The following is a 19,175-nucleotide window of genomic DNA, read 5'->3' on the forward strand; positions in this document are numbered from 1 at the left end:
GGCCCTCGCGCGCTCAGCGACCGGCCTCCGGTCCCTCCCAGTAGCTGCCCTGCACCATGGCGCGCAGACTGCCGTGGTGCAGAATCAGTGTGTCCGGGTCCCGCGGGACGGCGACCTCGCCGAAGTGCACCTGGCGGTAGGCGACGCGCAGCATGACGATCGCGTGCCGCAGCGCCGCGTACAGCGTGTGGAAGTCCATGTCCCGGGGCGTGTGGCCGGTGAGTTCGGCATAGCGCCGCTCGACACGGTCGCGCCGCAGGAAGCCGGGCAGTCCGCGCTGCCCGAAGCCCACGGTGAGGTCCTGGAAGAAGCGGTGCAGATAGATCGTCCAGCCGAGGTCGACCTCGCGCGGGGCCAGGGCCGCCATCTCCCAGTCGAGGACGGCCGCGGGGTCGAACCCGTCGTAGACGACGTTCCCGATGCGCGCGTCGCCCCAGCTGAGCACCGCCTCGCCCTCGTCGCGCGGCCACAGCTCGTCGAGCCGGTCGAAGGCGCTCTCGATCAGGGGTGAGCGCGACAGACCGTCAACCACCCATTCGTAGTAGGCGCGTTGGGCCTCGACATGGCGATGTAGCGGGCTTCCTTCACCCGGGAGGGTCAAGAAGTCCGCTTCTCTGGGCGGGACTTGGTCGTGCAGCCGGGCGAGGAGCCCGACGGAGGCCGCCTCCAGGTGCTCGCGTTCCCGGTCGCTCGCCGCGTGCAGCCAATTTCCCTCGTACGTGTAGGGCATGACGTCCGGCGGTACGCGCCCCTCGACCCGCTCCATGACGAAGAACGGCGCCCCGAGCGGCCCGGGGTCCTCCTCCAGCCACAGCACCCGCGGCACGGGGAGATCGCTGCGTGCGGCGACGAGACTCATCGTGCGGTACTGCCGGGGCAGGTCGTAGACGGGGAAGACGGTGTACGCCGCCGGGTCCGCCGCCAGCCTCAACGCGCAGGCGATGGGGGAGGGTGGTTCGGGGTGCTCGATGTCGAAGAGCAGGGTCTCGCTGGACATGCCGTTGGACTCGGGGACGGTCACGTCGACCGCCTTGGCACCGGGGAGGTGCGTGGCGAGCCAGGCGGTCAGCCGGCGGGCCAGTTCCTCCGGGTCGCGGGTGGTCGTGCGCGGGCGCGGTGCCGTGGCCATCCCGCTCCTCCTTCAGGGCGCGACCGAGTCGAATGCGGTGAAGCCGCTCGGGTCGTGGCGGCCGGACGAGCCGTGTTCGAAGATCCCGTGGCCGACCTGCCCGTCCAGCGTGCAGCGGGCCGCGTGGTCGATCACCCCGTACGCGGCCCGGGGATGCGCGGCCGGGTCGGAGAGGTCGTAGACGCGGCGGTCGCTCCAGCCGCGGCCGCGCCAGGTGCCGTGCTGCCAGTCGTCGGCGGGCGGATAGCCCGCGCCGACCGCGAGCGGGGAGGAAGTGAGCACCTCCACGCCCAGCTCCATGGGCTTACGGTCACCTGGACGAGTGAGGTGGATGACCGCGGACGTGGGATGGCGGGTGCCGGAGCGATAGCTGATGTCGGCCTGGGGCCAGCCGAGTTGGAGGTCGCGCTCCCCGTCGCGTACGAGTGTGGCGTCGTTGAGCGACCGGTAGCCATCGGCGTCCTCCTGGACGACGACCATCACGAACCGGTCCTCGAACCGGACCGGGCACCACAGCCAGTGGAAGCCCTCCGTCGGGTTCTCGTGCGCGAGCCGGCCGCCCTCCTCCCCCGGCATCGGGCGCACGCCCCAGCTGCGGTCGCGGGTGCCGGTCCAGCGGCCGCGGGCCAGGCGTATCTCCTCGCCGCCGACGCGGATCCAGCCCTCGCAGTGTCCCGCCTGCACGAAGCGCCTGCCCTCGAGCGTGAGCCGGCCACCTCGCCGCTGGAGGTGGTGCGGCTCCCACAGCGCCGGGAAGTCCGCCGCCCAGGTGATCTCGTACGACAGTCCGCCGGGGTCGGCGGGATCGGCCGCGCAGCTCAGCACGAACTCCTTGAGGGGCCTCTCGACGAGGATGCGGAGCGGGCCGACGGCCAGGTCCATCCGGTCGTCCCCCAGCGCGTCCGACGCCCGTACCGCGTGCAGTTGGTCGCCGAGCCGCAGGGTGGCGTACGCGTCGATCACTCCGACGTTCGGATAAACGCCGAGCCCCAGGATCAGCAGCGCCCGGCCCTGGTGGTCGAAGACGTGGAAGATGCAGCGGTCGTACGCGTTCCGGTCTCCGGTCGCGAGGTGCTTCATGGACAGCGGCACCTGGTGCACGGGGTACTCGTCGAGGGCGACGGGGCGGTCGTCGGACACGGCAGGCCTCCCTGGGCGCACGGCAGTTGACGCCCCAGGAGGGGTGCGGCCCCCGGCGGCGCCAGTTGACGGTACGTCAGACGGCGCCCCGGGGCCAGACGCCCGCACCTCCGAGCGCCCCCCGTACGGGCCCGTCGTGAACCCACGCTCGATTACGCGGGTGGGTGACCTGCCCACCCGCCCGCGCGTTGCCTCGGTATGACCCCCACCTATTCAGCGACCGGGCAGCCGCGCCGGATCTTCGTCCCGGCTCCGGCAGAATCGGTTCGGCAGGCGCCGCCCCCGCCGGCGCCCCAGGATCCCCCCATCTACCGCGCCCTGATCCGCACCTGGGCCGATCGCGGGCGCACGCTCCCGGGGCGCCACGACCCGGAGTGGGTCCGGCTGACGGCGCCGTCGATTCCGTACGGCTACGGGCAGTTCAGTGTGACTCCGGACCCGCGAGGTGACGGGCGATGACCATCCGCTGGATCTGATTGGTGCCCTCGACGATCTGCAGCACCTTGGCCTCGCGCATATAGCGCTCGACCGGGAAGTCCGCGGTGTAGCCGTATCCGCCGAGCACCTGGACGGCGTCCGTGGTGACCTTCATCGCGGTGTCCGTGCACAGGAGCTTGGCCATGGCCGCCTGCTTGGAGAACGGCCGCCCCGCGTCGCGCAGCCGTGCCGCGGCCAGGTAGAGCGCCCGGCCCGCCTCGATCTGCGTCGCCATGTCCGCGAGCATGAAGCGCAGCCCCTGGAAGTCGGAGATCGGCCGGCCGAACTGCTCGCGCCCGGTGGCGTACGCGACGGCCTCGTCGAGCGCCGCCTGGGCGACACCGATCGCACAGGCCGCGATGCCGAGCCGCCCGGAGTCGAGCGCCGAGAGGGCGATCGCGAAGCCCTGGCCCTCGTCGCCGATGCGCCGGTCGTCGGACACGCGTACGCCGTCGAAGTGAACCTGCGCGGTGGGCGAGCCCTTCATACCCATCTTCTTCTCGGGCGCGGCCGCGCTCAGCCCCTCGGCATCGCCGGGCACCAGGAAGGCGGTGATCCCGCGCGGGCCCTCGCCGCCGCTGCGCGCGAGCACGGTGTAGAAGTCGGCGACTCCGCCGTGCGTGATCCAGGCCTTGGTGCCCGTGATCATCCAATGGTCTCCGTCCCGCACGGCTTTCGTCCGCAGCGAGGCGGCGTCCGAACCGGAGGACGGCTCGGAGAGGCAGTACGCGCCGAGGAGACCGCCGCCGAGCATCGCGGGCAGATGATCGGCCTGCTGCTCCTTGGTGCCGTAGTTCGCGAGGGCGTGGCAGGAGAGCGAGTGCACGCTGACGCCGAGGCCGACGGTGAGGCGGGCCGCGGCGAGCTCCTCGAGGACCTGGAGGTAGACCTCGTACGGCTGGTCGCCGCCACCGTACTCGGATGCGTACGGCAGTCCGAGCAGTCCGGATTCCGAGAGCAGCCGGAAGATCTCGCGCGGGAAGTGTCCGGCGTCCTCCCCCTCCGCCGCCTTCGGGGCGATCTCGCGCTGCGCGATGTCACGGACGAGCGAGATCAGATCGCGGGCCTCGTCCGTGGGCAGTCGGCGGTCCACCGGCTGCGGGGCGCGGTCAGGCATGGCGACGCTCTCCTCCCTGTCGGGCACATCGACGAACGCGCGCCTTGGGGTGGGGCCGCTTCGCCGGGTCTCACCTGGCCCAGCCGATGCTGCCGTTTTGGGGTGGAGAACGGCCTGATCAGCGGCTGTGGCGCTGTGAGTATGCCCGTTCGGAGTCACCGCGTCACCGGTTAACGACCGCTTACTAAAAGAAATGGGGAATCGACCCGACCACCTACCCAATTGGTCCGAACCATTGACGCACTGGTCTAGTCCTCCTACTGTTCCGTCAGCGTCTCACCGCGTTCATGCCAAAGAGTGCGCGTTTCCCTCTCCCCCACGAGGAGACACCCGATGCTCAGTCCGCACCGTCCCCGCGCCCTCCGGGCGCTCCTGTCCGCCGCCTGTTGTGCCGTCCTCGGCGCGGGGCTGCTGGCGGGCGCCGGAACCGCGACGGCCACGGAGTCCGGCACCGCCCAGGCCACCGCCGCCGGTTCCAAGGTCGTCGGCTATTTCACCGAATGGGGCGTCTACGACCGGAACTATCACGTCAAGAACATCGAGACCTCCGGCTCGGCCGCCAAACTCACCCACATCAACTACGCCTTCGGCAACGTCACCGGTGGCAAGTGCGCGATGGGCGACGCGTACGCGGCGACCGACAAGGCGTACACCGCCGACCAGTCGGTGGACGGCGTCGCCGACACCTGGGACCAGCCCCTGCGGGGCAACTTCAACCAGCTGCGCAAGCTGAAGAAGAAGCACCCGAACCTCAAGGTCCTCTGGTCCTTCGGTGGCTGGACCTGGTCGAACGGTTTCGGTGAGGCGGCCAAGAACCCTGCCGCGTTCGCACAGTCCTGTTACGACCTCGTCGAGAACTCCAAGTGGGCGGACGTCTTCGACGGCATCGACATCGACTGGGAGTACCCGAACGCCTGTGGCAACACCTGTGACACCAGCGGCAAGGCGGCCTTCAAGAACCTGATGGCGGCGCTGCGGGCGAAGTTCGGCTCCGGCAACCTGGTCACCGCGGCGATCACGGCCGACGCCACCGCGGGCGGCAAGATCGACGCGGCGGACTACGCGGGCGCGGCGCAGTACGTCGACTGGTACAACCCGATGACGTACGACTTCTTCGGCGCCTGGGACACGGCCGGCCCCACGGCTCCGCACTCACCGCTGAACTCGTACACCGGCATCCCGAAGGCGGGCTACTACACCTCCGCCACCATCGCGAAACTCAAGGGCCTCGGCATTCCGGCCTCGAAACTGCTGCTGGGCATCGGCTTCTACGGGCGCGGCTGGACCGGCGTCACCCAGGCGGCCCCCGGCGGCACGGCCACCGGCCCGGCGACGGGAACGTACGAGCAGGGCATCGACGACTACAAGGTGCTCAAGACCAAGTGCCCGGCGACGGGCACGGTCGGCGGCACCGCGTACGCCAAGTGCGGTACCAACTGGTGGAGTTACGACACCCCGTCGACCATCGCGGGGAAGATGACGTACAAGAACCAGCAGGGCCTGGGCGGCACCTTCTTCTGGGAGCTCAGTGGTGACACCTCGAACGGTGAACTGATCAAGGCGATCAACTAGCCGATCTGTCAACCAACCGATTCCGTAGGTGAGTCGGGGCGGGGGTGCGGTTGCCCCGCCCCTCGTTCAGACGTCCCGGCGGGCGGGCCCCGGGGCCCGGTAGGAGGAGTCGAGCTCCTCGACCGCCCGCATCGCGCCACCCAGCATCTTCACCAGCAGTTCGCGCATCGTCTCGCGCGTCAGGGTCTGCTGGCCGATCCAGTCGAGGGTCGCGCCCTCGACGCTGTAGAGCCAGCCGAGCAGCGCCATGCGGGGCAGCGGCGCGATCTTGCGCCTGCCGTACGCCCCTTCGGCGATGGTCTCGACGATGACCTCGCGCACGCCCTCCCGGATGGCCTGCACCTCGGTGTCGAAGCCGACTCCGCCGGTGATGATCGTGCGGTACGCGGCCTGGTTGTGCTCGGCATAGCGCAGATAGCCGTCGATGGTGCGGTGCACCCGCTCGACCGGGGGCAGTTCGAGGCCGTGGGCCGCACGGGAGATCAGGTCCGCGACCGAGTCCTCGACGATCGCGAGGTAGTAGCCGCGCTTGGACTTGAAGTAGTAGTAGATCAGCCCTTTGGCGACATGCGCCTGTCGTGCGATGTCGTCCATCGACAGCGCGTCGTACGACGTGTCGGCGAACAACTTCCGTCCGATGGCGATGAGTTCGGCGCGGCGCGCCAGAGAGCGATCGGTGCCGCGCGCCCGGGGGCGGTCGACGGCGCGCTGTTGACTATGATTCAATTCCGGCCCTAGTCTCCGACTGCCAGCGGGACGTTGGCAGTATGGCAGACCGATACCACCTGCTCGTTCGACTCTGGTCGACCGACAGGATCGTCTTCTGGCGGGCCGTCCTCGGAAAGATCGGCTCAGCGGGCCGAGGACTCAGCTCACAGCAGGCCGAGCTGGGTGACGAGCATCGCGAGGACCACGACGAAGGTCCAGCCCACTACGTGTTCGAGGATCTTGGGGCCGTCGTCCTTCGGGCCGCCGGTACGGGCGCGGAGTCGGGTGGCGGTGGCGGAGGTCGCGGTCATGGCTTCTCGCTCACGTAGTGGTGCGGTGGCATCCCCCCGCATCCCATCGGCTCCCCACCGACCCGACCACCTTGCCACCGGAACGGGTTTCAGCGGTAGGACCTTGGTCACGCCGGACACCTCGACGGGACACGCCGGACGCTTCGACCACCTTCGAATCCCCGCGTTTTCCGCAACGGTGCGTCGGAATTGTGCGTCTCCTCACAGGACAGTGTGGCAACACCCTGCACACGGTGACCGTGAGCGGGACGACCGCCACGGCCGTGCGCGACGATGGGGGTACCTCCCGTTCATGGGGGTCCCCCCGCTCGAGCGAAGCCGAGAGCGGGGGAGAACTGGTGATCACCCCGGCGAAGGCCCTCGACCGGGGCAAGCCCTTCACGGTCAAGGTCACCGAGGACCTCGACGGTTTCCTGCACCCGTGGCTGTACGGCCCGAAGACCCCGCCGATACCGAATCACCCGGACCGGGTGGTCAACCCGGTGCAGAGCTGAGCGCGGGGACGGCCCTTTCGGGGACCGCCCCCTGCTCACCGGATACCCACCGCCTCGAGCGCCTCGCGCTGCCGCGCCGACGGATGCGCCGGGAAGTACAGGTAGCAGACCCCGCCCGTGCCGGAGACCACCTTCCCCGAGACGTTGTACCGCTTGGTACGGAGCCAGATGTTCTCCCACTCGCGCCGCGGATAGACGCGGCGCACGGCCTCGTCGCTCGGCGCGGCGGGGTCGCCCGCGATCACATCGCCGTCCGCGGTGAAGCCGATGACGGTCATGAGATGCCCCGAGGTGCCGTAACCCGCCCCTGTCAGCTCGGACTTGAGGAACGACTGCGACGTTATGGCCGGGATGCCGGCGGCGATCAGCGTCTCCAGGTCGGTGAGCGAGCCGAGGCGGGTCACCACACCCTGCAGGTCCTTGTACGTCGCCGCGTACGCGGCGTTGAAGGGCCAGTTGCCGCAGCCGGCGTACTGGTAGTCGTAGGTGAAGCGGGCCGCGTGGCACACCTGCGGGTCGGCGAAGTCCGGGTTCGTCCAGGCGAGTTGCTCCGCCGTGGGCTTGCGGCCCCAGTACTCGATGATCATCTGCGAGGAGGTGGGGCTGCACCAGGCCTCGCCGCCGTTGTCGTACTCGGGGTACTGGCCCGCGTGGATCTCCTGCGAGTAGCGCGGGACCGTCAGCTCACGGGCGAGGCCGGGCGTGGAGGCCGGGACGGTGAAGCGGTCGGGGATGTCGGAGCCCATCGCGCCGAGCCGCCACACGGTGGGCGTGATCCCGGAGCCCGGGGTGCGGTACAGGGTCAGCCGCAGCCGGTACGAGACGAGGCGCAGGCCCGAAGCCGCGTCGTCGATCGCGAAGGTGTCCGTCCAGATACCGCTCTTGCCGTCCTTCTGATCGTCGACGGAGGTCCGCTTGATGTCCTGGTCGCCGGACGCCCAGCGGCCCATCACGTACCAGGGGGTGTCCGTGCCGTCGGAGTACGTGCCCGTCAGCTCGACCTGGAGCCAGGTGCCCGCCGGGGTGTGCGCGTTCCAGGAGGCGACGGCTTCGGTGGCAGGGGCGGTGAGCCGGTGGACCGGGGAGGTCCAGGTCGCGTACTCCCAGGTGGCGGTCTTTCCGGTGTGTGGATCGGTGTAGTCCGCGGTGCCGGCCAAAGCCGCGATCGCCAGGCCCGGACGCAGGCCCGCGAGGGCCCGCGTGCCGTTCGCGGTGCCGCTGCGCCAGTCGGAGTACGAGGTCCAGGCGCGGTTGTCCACGAGGGACGACCGCGCTGACGCGGGCGCTCCGGCCGCTCCCGCCGGGGTGGCCGCGGCCGCGGCGGCCGGACCGGCGGTACCGGTCGCCGCCGCGGCGACCGCCGCGGCCAGGAGGGTTCTGCGGGACGGCTCTGAAGCTCTGGTCATGGGTGGGGGACCCTCCCGTTCGTCCGGAAGCGGAGGTTCCCCACTATGGACGGCGGAAGCGGGCTCCTGCCAGCACTTCGGCCCGTGCCGCGCTCACCAATATGGGTCGAGACCACTGGCATGACCTGCGATGCCTCGGTTTCGGCGAGGGCGCGCCGACCGCCACTAGAGTGTTCCCCGTACAGGGGTACATGTGCCCGCCGGGCAGATGTACCCGCCGGGTGGCTGCGCCCGCACCTCACCGCACCTCGGGAACCGTGATTCACGACCTCGCCTCGCGCCTGCGCGGGCTGCCGCCCTCCTGCGGACCCGTGCGCCTGATCGGGGTCGACGGGCACGCCGGCTCCGGGAAGACCACCTTCGCCGGACGGCTGGCCGGGGCGCTCGGCGGCGCACCCGTGCTGCACCTCGACGACATCGCGACGCACGAGGAGCTCTTCGCCTGGACCGGCCGGCTGCTGCGTCAGGTGGTCGAGCCGCTGAGTCGAGGCGAAACGGCGCGCTATGCCCCGTACGACTGGACCGCTCGCGCCTTCGGTCCCGTGTGCGAGCTGCCGCCCGCACCCGTGATCCTGCTGGAGGGCGTCGGCGCCGGCCGCCGTGCGCTGCGCCCGTATCTGGCGCGACTGCTGTGGATGGAGCTGCCGCACGACGAGGCCTGGACGCGCGGGCGGCGGCGGGACGGCGAGGCCCTGAGCGCGTTCTGGGCCGGGTGGGTCGCCGCGGAGCGTCGGCATTTCGTCCAGGATCCCTCGAGGCCCTTCGCCGATCTTCTGGTGCGGCAGTGTTCCGAGGGATACGAGGTGGTTTCCGGGCCTGCTGGGGCCGTTGGACCGGACCACTTCATCACGCACGGTGACGGACCATCCGCAATGTGCTGAACTTGTGAAGACCCCTGCGGGGGAAGTTCCCTCACCACTTCAACTCGGCTTGACCCGGGGGCCGTACAGGACTTACGTTCTCAATGTGCGGCCTTTCGAGGCCACCCGCAAACGCGAAGCCCCCGGTTGTTCCCCCGTGATCGGGGGCTTCGTTCTGCCCACATCCTTTCTTTTCGGGCGCCGCGCGCCGTCATTCGCTCACCCTCGGTCACCGAGTGAAGTGCGCCCCATCTGCTCCCACCTCGTGGAACGAGGCGTGCGGCACCCTTCGGCCCGCGTATGCGGCGCAGGTACGATGCCTCTCGGTGCGACCTTCGGACGGCTGCTCTGCGCACCGGCGCAACTCCCGTCCGCGGCACAGGGGTTCGACCAAAGCTGCCGACGGGCACCGGCCCGTTCGGAGAACCATCGGGGGCACGGTTTGTGGGGGACGTGATGGACTTCGGCACGCGGGGCCCGGAGGCCCCGGCCGACCTCGCCTGGATGCGAGGTGTGGACGCCTACACGATGGGCGCCTATCCACAGGCGGAGGAGGAGTTCCGTACCGCGGTCCGGATGGACCCCGGCATGGCGGACGGCTGGCTCGGACTGCACGCGCTGCGGGTGGACACGACGACCGCGCTGCTACGGATGTTCCGGCACCGGGACCGCTTCGGCGAGCAGCGCTCCCGGCACCGGCGCACACTCAACTCCTGGTACTGGCTGGGCTGGTGGGTGCAGCCGGTGCTGGAGAGTCCGCGCGATCTGCTGCTCGCGCACGCCTCGCACTGGCTGGACGGCCGCCATGTGCCCGAGCTGGACCGGGCGCTCGCGGGACTGCCGCCGGTCGACGCCGATCACCAGGTGCGGTTTCTGCACGCCTGCCGGGCCTATCTGGTCAAGGACTGGGAGCAGCTGGTCCGGCACACGGATCCGCTGATCGACGACCCCATGCTGGGCATAGAGGCCGGCCTCTTCGGCGGGATGGCCCGGGTCCGCCTGGAGATGTTCGGCCAGGCCGAGCCGCTCCTGTCCTCCGCGCTGATGCGCTGCCGCAGTGAGCAGCCGCAGCGCAAGGAGCTGCGGTACTGGCTGGCGCGGGCGCACGAGGGCACCGGGCGGTCGGCCGCCGCGCTGCCGCTGTACCGGGCGGTACACAGGGTGGACCCGGCGTTCATGGACACCTCGGCCCGGTTGGCCGCGATCTCCGAGGGCGACGGCTACGACGATGCCGCCGCCGACCTCGCGGCCATCACGCTGGCCGGGGTCGGGCAGGACGTGATGGAGGGCCCCGACGGCATCGATCCCCTGTTCGGCACCGAGGGCCGCGACCTGAAGCTCTCGGAGCCCGATCCGCTCCCGCCGGGCGCGTTGCCGCCGGAGACCGACGTGGTGCGGGAGAAGGCCGTGGTGCCGGTGCAGCCGCTGCCGGCCGGGCCGACCGACCCCGCCTTACTCGAGGAGGCGCTCAACGAGCTGGAGCGCATGGTCGGACTGGAGCCCGTGAAACGCCAGGTCAAGGCGCTGTCGGCACAGCTGAACATGGCGCGGCTGCGGGCCGGACAGGGCCTGCCGGTCCAGCCGCCGAAGCGCCATTTCGTCTTCTCCGGCCCCTCAGGCACCGGCAAGACCACGGTGGCCCGCATTCTCGGCCGGGTCTTCTACGCGCTCGGGCTGCTCGGCGGTGACCACCTGGTGGAGGCGCAGCGGGCGGACCTGGTGGGCGAATACCTGGGCCAGACCGCCGTCAAGGCCAACGAGCTGATCGACTCGGCGATCGGCGGAGTCCTCTTCGTGGACGAGGCGTACGCGCTCTCCAACTCGGGCTACGGCAAGGGCGACGCGTACGGCGACGAAGCGCTGCAGGTGCTGTTGAAGCGGGCCGAGGACAACCGCGACCACCTGGTCGTCATCCTCGCCGGCTACCCCGAGGGGATGGACCGCCTGCTGGCCGCCAACCCCGGCCTCTCCTCCCGCTTCACCTCCCGCGTGGACTTCCCCTCCTACCGCCCCCTCGAACTCACTTCCATCGGTGAGGTGCTGGCCGCCGAGAACGGTGACATCTGGGACGAGGAGGCCCTCGACGAGCTCCGCTCGATCGCCGGCCATGTGGTCGACCAGGGCTGGATCGACGAACTCGGCAACGGCCGCTTCCTGCGCACCCTCTACGAGAAGAGCTGCGCGTACCGGGACCTGCGGCTCTCCGGTTACCCGAACATCCCGTCCCGCGACGACTTGTCGACACTCCGGCTGCCGGACCTGATGCAGGCGTACGGGGAGGTGCTGTCGGGGCGGGGACCGCAGGACCCTTCGGCGATGTGACCGGTGGTCTTCGCCCCCCGCGCCCCTGCTTTCAGGGGCGCGGGGAACTGCGCGACCAGCCCCCGCCCACCCGCGGACAGAGAACCAGGGAGGGAACGGGCAGGGGCGTCAGGTCGCCAGCGCCTGCTCCGGGGTCTCGCTGGCGCGGGGTTCCGTGAACGGCGTCACCACAGCGGCAGCGTCCCGGTGGGCCGGGTCGCGTACCTCGCCGACCAGGAGCTCCAGGACGTCCTCCAGTGCGACCAGGCCCAGGACCTTGCCCGACGCGTCCGCGACCTGGGCGAGGTGCGTCGCGGCGCGGCGCATCACCGTCAGGGCGTCGTCCAGGGGAAGTTCGGAGCTCAGGGTGGTCATGGGCCGCCAGAGGTGCTGCGGAACCGCCCGTTCGGACTCCTCCAGGTCGAGTACGTCCTTCACGTGCAGATAGCCCATGAAGGCACCGTTCTCCGCGACCACCGGGAACCGGGAGTACCCGGTGCGGGCGGTGAGCGCGACCACCTGGCCCGGGGTGACCGAGGGGCCGACGGTGACCAGGGAGTCGTGGTCGAGGAGGACGTCCGTGACCGGGCGGGAGCCCAGTTCCAGGGCGTCTTCGAGGCGCTCTTGTTCCTCCGGGTCCAGCAGGCCCGCCTGGCCCGAGTCCTCGACGAGGCGGTTGAGCTGTTCACTTGTGAAGACCGCCTCGACCTCGTCCTTGGGTTCGACCCGGAAGAGTTTCAGGATCAGGCGGGCGCAGGCGCCCAGGGCGACCGTGACGGGGCGGCACAGGCGCGCGAACGCCACCAGGCCGGGGCTCAGCCACAGCGCCGTCTTCTCGGGCGCGGCCATCGCCAGGTTCTTGGGCACCATCTCGCCGATGACGAGGTGGAAGAAGACGACGAGGGCGAGCGCGATGACGTATCCGAGGGGGTGGATCACCCCTTCGGGGAGGTGCACCGCCTCGAAGACGGGCTCCAGCAGGTGGGCGACGGTCGGCTCGGCCACCGCGCCCAGCGTCAAGGAGCAGACGGTGATGCCGAACTGGGCCGCCGCCATCATCTGCGGCAGCCGCTCCAGGCCGTACAGGACCTGACGGGCCCGCGCGGACTCAAGGGGTTCGATCTGGCTGCGCCGTACGGAGACCAGCGCGAACTCGGCGCCGACGAAGAAGCCGTTGGCGAGCACCAGCAACACGGCGAAGAGGAGTTGGAGCACGCTCATCGGACGGCCTCCGGCGCGGCAGCCGCGTCGGCGGTCCTGACCAGCCGGACCCGTTCGGCCCGGTAGTGCCCGACTTGGCGCACGGAGAGACGCCAGCCAGGCAGTTCGGCCTTGTCGCCGGGGGCCGGGATCCGGCCGAGCAGATCGGCGACGAGGCCCGCGACGGTCTCGTAGGGGCCCTCGGGCACGTCGAGTCCTATGCGCTGCAGGATGTCGACCCGGCAGCTGCCGTCCGCGTCCCAGGCGGGCCGCCCGTCCTCGGGCGGCGCGGCGGCGAGTTCCGGCAGGTCCTTGGCGTCGTGCTCGTCGCGGACCTCGCCGACGAGTTCCTCGACGATGTCCTCCAGGGTGACCACGCCCGCCGTACCGCCGTACTCGTCGACGACGACGGCGATCGGCTGCTGGTTGCGCAACTGCTCCAGGAGCGGCTGCACGGGCAGGGTCTCCGGGACCAGCAGCGGAGCCTGGGCGATCCGGCCGACGGGTGTGCGCCGCCGGTCCTGGGAGGGGATCGCGAGGGCGTCCTTGAGGTGCACCATGCCGACGATCTCGTCGATCCGCTCCCGGTAGACGGGGAAGCGGGAGAGGCCGGTGGCGCGGGTGAGGTTGACGACGTCCTCGGCCGTGGCGGAGGACTGGAGGGCGCTGACCCGTACCCGCGGGGTCATGACGTGCTGCGCGGTCAGATCGGCCAGCGAGATGGTCCGTACGAAGAGATCCGCCGTGTCCTGCTCCAGCGCGCCGGCCTGCGCCGAGTGCCGGGCCAGGGAGACGAGTTCGCCGGGGGTGCGGGCGGAGGCCAGCTCCTCGGCGGGTTCGACACCCAGGGCCCGTACGAGCCGGTTGGCGACGGTGTTGAGCGCGGCGATCACCGGCCGGAAGAGGCGGGAGAAGACGTGCTGCGGACCCGCGACGAAGCGGGCGACCTGCAGCGGCTTGGACACCGCCCAGTTCTTGGGCACGAGTTCGCCGATCACCATCTGCACGGCGGCGGCGAGCAGCATGCCGACCACCACGGCGACACCGGACACGGCGCCCTCGGGCAGGCCGAGCGCGCTGAAGGGTGCGTGCAACAGTTCGGCGAGCGCGGGTTCGGCGAGCATGCCGACGACGAGCGAGGTGATGGTGATGCCGAGCTGGGTGCCGGAGAGCTGGAAGGACAGCTCCTTGAGTGATTCGACGACCGTACCGGCCCGTCGGTCGCCTTCGGCCGCGGCCTTCTCGGCGTCGGGCCGCTCGACCGTGACGAGGCCGAACTCCGCCGCCACGAAGAAGCCGTTGGCCAGGATCAGCAGGAACGCCGCCCCAAGGAGCAGCAGGGGGATGGTCATGATGCCGCCGCCTCGATATGTCGGGAGGGGGCGGCGCAGGTACTACAGGACGATCCGTCCATCGCTGGAGGGAGTCACTCCTCGGGTAGCAGGGGGCCGCTGAGTCACCGGGTGGAACATCGGCGGCGGAGGCGCAACGAAAACGCCTCCGCCAACAGATTAATCAAGACATGGGCCCATGCGGCAGGGTGGAAGGCCGAGAGTCAGCCGTGATGTTGCTCCCGGTCGCCGATGGAGCGGGCCTCGGCGAGCGCGCGCAGGGCTCGGGCGTCCTCGATCGCGCGCTGTTTGGCGATGCCCGGCTGGATGCCCAGCGCGGGCAGGCTGGTGCCGTCGCTGAGGTTGAGGAACACCCAGGGGTCGCCGGGGCGCAGGTTGACCTGGAGGATCTCCGCCCAGTCCAGGTGTCGCCTGCTGGTGATGTTGACGACGGTGACGCCGGTCTCGTCGGCGACGACCTTGGGCCGGGAGAGCATCAGCAGGACGCCGAAGAGCAGCGCGCCGGTGAAGATGAAGCTGAGCTGCTCCCCCGGGCTGAGCTGTTCGAGGAGCATCGCGACCGTCGTGATGACGAGGAAGATCGCGGCGCCCGCGGTGAGCAGCACGGCCCGGGTGCGGGACGGCCGGAAAGTGACGGGGAGCGTGGGAAGGTCGGACATGGCTTCGGTGGGGGTCCTCAGAGGCGGCAGGCGTGGATGGCCGTGGTCAGGATGGCCCGCGCGCCGAGCGCGTACAGGTCGTCCATGATCCGCTGGGCCTCCTTGGCGGGCACCATGGCGCGGACGGCGACCCAGCCCTCGTTGTGCAGCGGGGAGATGGTCGGCGACTCCAGGCCGGGCGTGAGGGCGACGGCCTTCTCCAGGTGCTCGGCGCGGCAGTCGTAGTCCATCATCACGTACGTCCGTGCGACCAGGACTCCCTGGAGGCGGCGCAGGAACTGCTGCACCTTGGGCTCGGCGTCCTCGGCGTCCTCGGCGGTGTCGGCGCCGACCTGGCGGATGACGATGGCCTCGGACTTCATGATCGGGTCGCCGAAGACCTCGAGGCCCGCGTTGCGCAGCGAGGTGCCGGTCTCGACGACGTCCGCGATGACCTCGGCGACACCGAGTTCGATCGCGGTCTCGACGGCGCCGTCGAGGTGGACGACGGAGGCGTCGATGCCACTGTCGGCGAGGTGCTTGGCGACGATGCCCTCGTAGGAGGTCGCCACCGTCATGCCATCGAGGTCCTCGATGCCCTTGGCGGTGCCGGGCTTGGTGGCGAAGCGGAACGTCGAGCGGGCGAAGCCGAGCGGGAGGATCTCCTCCGCGCCGGCGCCCGAGTCGACGAGCAGGTCGCGGCCGGTGATGCCGATGTCGAGACGGCCGGAGGAGACGTAGATCGCGATGTCGCGAGGACGGAGGTAGAAGAACTCGACCTCGTTGCCCGGGTCGACGATCCGCAGTTCCTTGGACTCCCGGCGCTGCTGGTAGCCGGCCTCATGCAGCATCTCCGCCGCAGGGCCTGACAGGGAACCCTTGTTGGGGACGGCGATGCGCAGCATGAGGTCGGCTTCCTTTGTTCGTGCGTACTTTTCGTTCGTACGTGCGGGGTTGCGTGGTTTACGGCTCAGAGGTGTGCGTACACGTCGTCGAGGGAGATCCCGCGCGCCACCATCATCACCTGGACGTGGTAGAGCAGCTGCGAGATCTCCTCGGCGGCGGCGTCCTTGCCCTCGTACTCGGCGGCCATCCAGACCTCGGCGGCCTCTTCGACGACCTTCTTGCCGATGGCATGGACGCCCTTGCCGACCAGCTCGGCGGTGCGCGAAGTGGCGGGGTCGCCATTGGCGGCCTTGTGCTGGAGCTCGGTGAAGAGCTCCTCGAACGTCTTCTTGGACATGATGCTGCCCACCCTACGCGCTACCGCCGGTACCTCAGTGCCAGGGTTCAGATACTGAGCGCAGCGTGGCCGCGGTCGCGACGGCGGCGGTCACCGCCTCGTGTCCCTTGTCCTCGTTGGAGCCCTCGATGCCCGCGCGGTCGAGGGCCTGCTCCTCGGTGTCGCAGGTGAGCACGCCGAAGCCGACGGGGACGCCGGTGTCGATGGAGACCTGGGTGAGGCCCTGGGTGACTCCCTGGCACACGTACTCGAAGTGCGGGGTGCCGCCGCGGATGACGACGCCGAGCGCGACGATCGCGTCGTACCCGCGGCCCGCGAGGACCTTGGCGACGACCGGGAGCTCGAAGCTGCCCGGGACCCTGAGCAGGGTCGGCTCGTCGATCCCCAGCTCGTGCAGGGCGCGCAGTGCGCCGTTGACGAGGCCGTCCATCACCTTTTCGTGCCACTGTGCCGCGATGACCGCGACGCGCAGGTCGCCGCAGTTGCGTACGGACAGTTCAGGTGCACCCTTGCCGCTCACGTCTCTCCTCAGTGCTTTCTTGTTACTGGTTGCCGCAGGCGGACACGGTGGTCGTGTCCAGCCAGGGCAGGTCGTGTCCCATCCGGTCCCGCTTGGTGCGCAGGTAGCGGAGGTTGTGCTCGCCCGCCTGTACGGGCATCGGCTCCCGGCGCGTGACCTTGAGGCCGTGCCGGACGAGCGCGTCGGTCTTGTCGGGGTTGTTGGTCAGCAGGCGCAGGCTGTGGACGCCGAGATCCTCCAGGATCTGCGCACTCGCGCCGTAGTCCCGGGCGTCGGCGGGCAGCCCGAGTTCCAGGTTGGCGTCGAGGGTGTCACGGCCGCGCTCCTGGAGCTCGTACGCGCGCAGCTTGGACAGCAGGCCGATGCCGCGTCCCTCGTGGCCGCGCAGATAGACCACGATGCCCCGGCCCTCGGCCTGGATGCGCTCCATGGAGGTCTGGAGCTGGGGGCCGCAGTCGCACCGCAGGGAGTGGAAGACATCGCCGGTGAGGCACTCGGAGTGGACGCGGACGACGACGTCCTCGCCGTTGCCGATCTCGCCGTGCACAAGGGCGATGTGCTCGACGCCGTCGACGGTGGAGCGGTAGCCGTACGCCGTGAACTCGCCGAAGGCGGTAGGCAGTTGAGTCTTGGCCTCGCGGCGGACGGTGGGCTCGGACAGGGGTACGCCCTGTTCGAGCGAAGTCGAGAGCTCCAGGGAGCGGCGGTAGGCGATCAGATCCTCGATGGAGATGATCGTCAGGCCGTGCTTGCGGGCGAAGGGGATGAGCTCGGGCAGGCGGAGCATGCGTCCGTCCTCCCCGGCGATCTCGACGATCGCGCCCGCCGGGCGCAGGCCCGCGAGCCGGGCGAGGTCGACGGCGGCCTCGGTGTGGCCGTTGCGGACGAGGACGCCGCCGGGCCTGGCGCGCAGCGGGAAGATGTGGCCGGGACGCACGAAGTCGCCCGCCTCGGTCTCGCCGCCGGCCAGCAGCCGCAGCGTGGTGGCGCGGTCTGCCGCGGAGATGCCGGTGGTCACGCCGTGGGCGGCGGAGGCGTCCACCGAGACGGTGAACGCGGTCTTCATCGACTCGGTGTTGTCCTCGACCATCTGCGGGAGCCGGAGGCGGTCGAGCTCGTCGCCCTCCATGGGCGCGCAGATCAGCCCGCGGCACTCGCTCATCATGAAGGCGATGATCTCGGGGGTCGCCTTCTCGGCGGCGATGACGAGGTCGCCCTCGTTCTCCCGGTCCTCGTCGTCGACGACCACGATCGGGCGGCCCGCCGCGATGTCGGCGATGGCCTTCTCGACCGGGTCGAGCGCGAAGTCCGAAGCATCTTCATCGTGGCCGGTGCTGTACCAGACGGGTGCGGTGGTCATGCGGGAGCTCCTTCCAGGACGGGCTGCCCGGCCTTGCGGGAGCGCAGCCACCAGTCGCGCATGCCCGACAGGACGAGCGCGCCGTAGACGACGTAGACGAAACCGGAGAAGGCGTAGCCGTTGGCGAAGTTGAGCGGGACGCCCACCACGTCGACCAGCAGCCAGGCGAACCAGAACTCGACCATGCCGCGGGCCTGCGCGTACATGGCGACGATCGTGCCTACGAAGATGTACGCGTCCGGCCAGGGGTCCCAGGACAGGGTCGGGTACGCGTGGAACAGTCCGCTGACCGCGAGGGTGCCCACGGCCGCGGCACCCACCATGTACGCGCGCTCGCGCCAGGTGGCGAACCGTACGGAGATCTGGCCGTCCTGGCCCTCACCCTTGCCGCGGTTCCACTGCCACCAGCCCCACACGGCGACGACGATGACCACGACCTGCTTGCCGGCGCTCCCGGAGAGGTGGCCACTGGCGAAGGCCGCGAAGAGGACGACACCGGACAGGAGCTGGACGGGCCAGCTCCATATGGAGCGCCGCCAGCCGAGCGCGAGACCGATCAGACCGATGATGTTGCCGATCATGTCCGACCACTTGATGTGCTGCCCGAGGAGCGTGAACGCCTCGGAGTTCAGCCAGTTCACTGCGCGCTCCCCTGGGTGTCGGGCAGCACGACCGGCTGCTCGCCACGGGAGCCGAGCAGTCGCTCGACATACTTGGCGATGACGTCCACCTCGAGGTTGACCGGGTCGCCGGGCTGCTTGCGGCCGAGCGTGGTCAGGTCGAGGGTGGTGGGGATGAGGCTGACGGTGAAGAAGTCCGGGCCCGCGTCGACCACCGTCAGGCTGATGCCGTCGACGGTGATGGAGCCCTTCTCGACCACGTACCGGGAGAGGTCCGCAGGGAGCGAGATCTTGACGATCTCCCAGTTCTCGGACGGCTTGCGCTCGATGACCGTGCCCGTGCCGTCCACGTGCCCCTGGACGATGTGCCCGCCCAGGCGCTCGCCCACGGCCATCGGGCGTTCCAGGTTGACGCGGGAGCCGACGGTCAGGGCGCCGAGGCTGGAGCGGTCCAGGGTCTCGGCCATGACATCGGCGGTGAATTCGTCGCCCTCATGTTCGACGACGGTGAGACAGACGCCGTTCACGGCGATGGAGTCGCCATGCTGTGCGCCCTGCGTGACGACGGGGCCACGCAGACGAAAACGGGAGGCGTCGTCGAGGATCTCGACGGCGGTGACCTCACCCAGCTCTTCGACGATTCCGGTGAACACTTCCCGGGTCCTCCTGCCTCATAGGGCACGGACTCCGGGGCCTGTCGATGACGACAGAATGAGCGGACTGCGAC

The 19,175-nt window shown here is 70.1% G+C and carries 19 protein-coding genes; 4 read left to right on the forward strand and 15 right to left on the reverse strand.

All coding sequences use genetic code 11. The features are described from left to right. Positions 1 to 13: 13 nt before the first annotated feature. The 3 genes from OG747_RS06595 to OG747_RS06605 form a co-directional block, all read right to left on the reverse strand. Entirely contained in the window at positions 14 to 1,129 is a 1,116-nt protein-coding gene (locus OG747_RS06595; RefSeq protein ID WP_405878350.1) for a phosphotransferase family protein, read from the reverse strand. Positions 1,130 to 1,141: 12 nt separating this feature from the next. Then, positions 1,142 to 2,269: a hypothetical protein gene (locus OG747_RS06600; protein WP_405878351.1), complete on the reverse strand. Its 1,128-nt coding sequence runs from the start codon at positions 2,267 to 2,269 to the stop codon at positions 1,142 to 1,144. 421 nt (positions 2,270 to 2,690) lie between these two features. After that, positions 2,691 to 3,863, reverse strand: a complete 1,173-nt coding sequence (locus OG747_RS06605; RefSeq protein ID WP_405878352.1) for an acyl-CoA dehydrogenase family protein — start codon at positions 3,861 to 3,863, stop codon at positions 2,691 to 2,693. A 333-nt stretch (positions 3,864 to 4,196) separates the two neighbouring features. Here OG747_RS06605 and OG747_RS06610 point away from each other — a divergent pair, with 333 nt between their 5' ends. Next, on the forward strand, positions 4,197 to 5,435 hold the full coding sequence (locus OG747_RS06610) for a glycoside hydrolase family 18 protein (RefSeq protein ID WP_405878353.1): 1,239 nt from the start codon (positions 4,197 to 4,199) through the stop codon (positions 5,433 to 5,435). A gap of 66 nt (positions 5,436 to 5,501) precedes the next feature. Here the strand turns inward: OG747_RS06610 and OG747_RS06615 are convergent, their stop codons facing one another. Together OG747_RS06615 and OG747_RS06620 are read right to left on the reverse strand one after the other, a co-directional pair. After that, entirely contained in the window at positions 5,502 to 6,161 is a 660-nt protein-coding gene (locus OG747_RS06615; protein WP_405878354.1) for a TetR/AcrR family transcriptional regulator, read from the reverse strand. A 146-nt stretch (positions 6,162 to 6,307) separates the two neighbouring features. Further along, positions 6,308 to 6,454 carry an SCO1431 family membrane protein gene (locus OG747_RS06620; RefSeq protein WP_405878355.1) on the reverse strand — a complete coding sequence of 49 codons (147 nt, stop codon included), beginning with the start codon at positions 6,452 to 6,454 and terminating at the stop codon, positions 6,308 to 6,310. 338 nt (positions 6,455 to 6,792) lie between these two features. Between OG747_RS06620 and OG747_RS06625 the strand changes: the two genes are divergently transcribed. After that, positions 6,793 to 6,948 carry a hypothetical protein gene (locus OG747_RS06625; RefSeq protein WP_405878356.1) on the forward strand — a complete coding sequence of 52 codons (156 nt, stop codon included), beginning with the start codon at positions 6,793 to 6,795 and terminating at the stop codon, positions 6,946 to 6,948. A gap of 35 nt (positions 6,949 to 6,983) precedes the next feature. Here the strand turns inward: OG747_RS06625 and OG747_RS06630 are convergent, their stop codons facing one another. Then, a complete protein-coding gene (locus tag OG747_RS06630) occupies positions 6,984 to 8,354 on the reverse strand; it encodes a peptidase C39 family protein (protein WP_405878357.1) in 1,371 nt (456 codons plus the stop codon). Positions 8,355 to 8,614: 260 nt separating this feature from the next. Between OG747_RS06630 and OG747_RS06635 the strand changes: the two genes are divergently transcribed. Further along, positions 8,615 to 9,235 (forward strand): uridine kinase, encoded by a 621-nt coding sequence (locus OG747_RS06635; protein ID WP_405885461.1) that lies wholly within the window; start codon positions 8,615 to 8,617, stop codon positions 9,233 to 9,235. Between the two features lie 435 nt (positions 9,236 to 9,670). Continuing rightward, positions 9,671 to 11,536 (forward strand): AAA family ATPase, encoded by a 1,866-nt coding sequence (locus OG747_RS06640; protein ID WP_405878358.1) that lies wholly within the window; start codon positions 9,671 to 9,673, stop codon positions 11,534 to 11,536. Between the two features lie 108 nt (positions 11,537 to 11,644). Here the strand turns inward: OG747_RS06640 and OG747_RS06645 are convergent, their stop codons facing one another. The 9 genes from OG747_RS06645 to OG747_RS06685 all read right to left on the reverse strand — a co-directional run bounded on the left by OG747_RS06645 (position 11,645) and on the right by OG747_RS06685 (position 19,101). Next, positions 11,645 to 12,736 carry a hemolysin family protein gene (locus OG747_RS06645; RefSeq protein ID WP_405878359.1) on the reverse strand — a complete coding sequence of 364 codons (1,092 nt, stop codon included), beginning with the start codon at positions 12,734 to 12,736 and terminating at the stop codon, positions 11,645 to 11,647. Further along, entirely contained in the window at positions 12,733 to 14,067 is a 1,335-nt protein-coding gene (locus tag OG747_RS06650; protein ID WP_405878360.1) for a hemolysin family protein, read from the reverse strand. The genes OG747_RS06645 and OG747_RS06650 overlap by 4 nt, the downstream gene beginning before the upstream one ends. 203 nt (positions 14,068 to 14,270) lie before the next feature. Beyond that, positions 14,271 to 14,726: a PH domain-containing protein gene (locus OG747_RS06655; RefSeq protein ID WP_405878361.1), complete on the reverse strand. Its 456-nt coding sequence runs from the start codon at positions 14,724 to 14,726 to the stop codon at positions 14,271 to 14,273. Between the two features lie 17 nt (positions 14,727 to 14,743). Further along, positions 14,744 to 15,610, reverse strand: coding sequence for an ATP phosphoribosyltransferase (hisG, locus tag OG747_RS06660; protein ID WP_405878362.1), 867 nt, complete (start codon positions 15,608 to 15,610; stop codon positions 14,744 to 14,746). A gap of 65 nt (positions 15,611 to 15,675) precedes the next feature. After that, the gene (locus OG747_RS06665; RefSeq protein ID WP_028803646.1) at positions 15,676 to 15,948 is read right to left on the reverse strand and encodes a phosphoribosyl-ATP diphosphatase; all 273 of its coding nucleotides are present in this window, start codon (positions 15,946 to 15,948) and stop codon (positions 15,676 to 15,678) included. Positions 15,949 to 15,982: 34 nt separating this feature from the next. Continuing rightward, positions 15,983 to 16,468, reverse strand: a complete 486-nt coding sequence (gene ribH / locus OG747_RS06670; RefSeq protein WP_405878363.1) for a 6,7-dimethyl-8-ribityllumazine synthase — start codon at positions 16,466 to 16,468, stop codon at positions 15,983 to 15,985. Between the two features lie 22 nt (positions 16,469 to 16,490). Further along, complete coding sequence (locus OG747_RS06675; RefSeq protein WP_405878364.1) at positions 16,491 to 17,828, reverse strand: bifunctional 3,4-dihydroxy-2-butanone-4-phosphate synthase/GTP cyclohydrolase II; 1,338 nt, start codon at positions 17,826 to 17,828, stop codon at positions 16,491 to 16,493. Further along, the gene (pnuC, locus tag OG747_RS06680; protein ID WP_405878365.1) at positions 17,825 to 18,469 is read right to left on the reverse strand and encodes a nicotinamide riboside transporter PnuC; all 645 of its coding nucleotides are present in this window, start codon (positions 18,467 to 18,469) and stop codon (positions 17,825 to 17,827) included. Before pnuC ends, OG747_RS06675 begins: the two co-directional genes overlap by 4 nt. Then, positions 18,466 to 19,101, reverse strand: coding sequence for a riboflavin synthase (locus OG747_RS06685; RefSeq protein WP_405878366.1), 636 nt, complete (start codon positions 19,099 to 19,101; stop codon positions 18,466 to 18,468). The genes pnuC and OG747_RS06685 overlap by 4 nt, the downstream gene beginning before the upstream one ends. Between the last annotated feature and the right edge of the window lie 74 nt (positions 19,102 to 19,175).

The organism is Streptomyces sp. NBC_01384 (assembly GCF_045040035.1).
Lineage (GTDB): Bacteria > Actinomycetota > Actinomycetes > Streptomycetales > Streptomycetaceae > Streptomyces.

Coding starts and splice junctions, on each gene's coding strand:
- OG747_RS06595 (WP_405878350.1), bottom strand. CDS start 1,129: ATGGCCACGGCACCGCGCCCGCGCACGACCACCCGCGACCCGGAGGAA.
- OG747_RS06605 (WP_405878352.1), bottom strand. CDS start 3,863: ATGCCTGACCGCGCCCCGCAGCCGGTGGACCGCCGACTGCCCACGGAC.
- OG747_RS06610 (WP_405878353.1), top strand. CDS start 4,197: ATGCTCAGTCCGCACCGTCCCCGCGCCCTCCGGGCGCTCCTGTCCGCC.
- OG747_RS06620 (WP_405878355.1), bottom strand. CDS start 6,454: ATGACCGCGACCTCCGCCACCGCCACCCGACTCCGCGCCCGTACCGGC.
- OG747_RS06630 (WP_405878357.1), bottom strand. CDS start 8,354: ATGACCAGAGCTTCAGAGCCGTCCCGCAGAACCCTCCTGGCCGCGGCG.
- OG747_RS06640 (WP_405878358.1), top strand. CDS start 9,671: ATGGACTTCGGCACGCGGGGCCCGGAGGCCCCGGCCGACCTCGCCTGG.
- OG747_RS06645 (WP_405878359.1), bottom strand. CDS start 12,736: ATGAGCGTGCTCCAACTCCTCTTCGCCGTGTTGCTGGTGCTCGCCAAC.
- OG747_RS06650 (WP_405878360.1), bottom strand. CDS start 14,067: ATGACCATCCCCCTGCTGCTCCTTGGGGCGGCGTTCCTGCTGATCCTG.
- OG747_RS06655 (WP_405878361.1), bottom strand. CDS start 14,726: ATGTCCGACCTTCCCACGCTCCCCGTCACTTTCCGGCCGTCCCGCACC.
- hisG (WP_405878362.1), bottom strand. CDS start 15,610: ATGCTGCGCATCGCCGTCCCCAACAAGGGTTCCCTGTCAGGCCCTGCG.
- OG747_RS06665 (WP_028803646.1), bottom strand. CDS start 15,948: ATGTCCAAGAAGACGTTCGAGGAGCTCTTCACCGAGCTCCAGCACAAG.
- OG747_RS06675 (WP_405878364.1), bottom strand. CDS start 17,828: ATGACCACCGCACCCGTCTGGTACAGCACCGGCCACGATGAAGATGCT.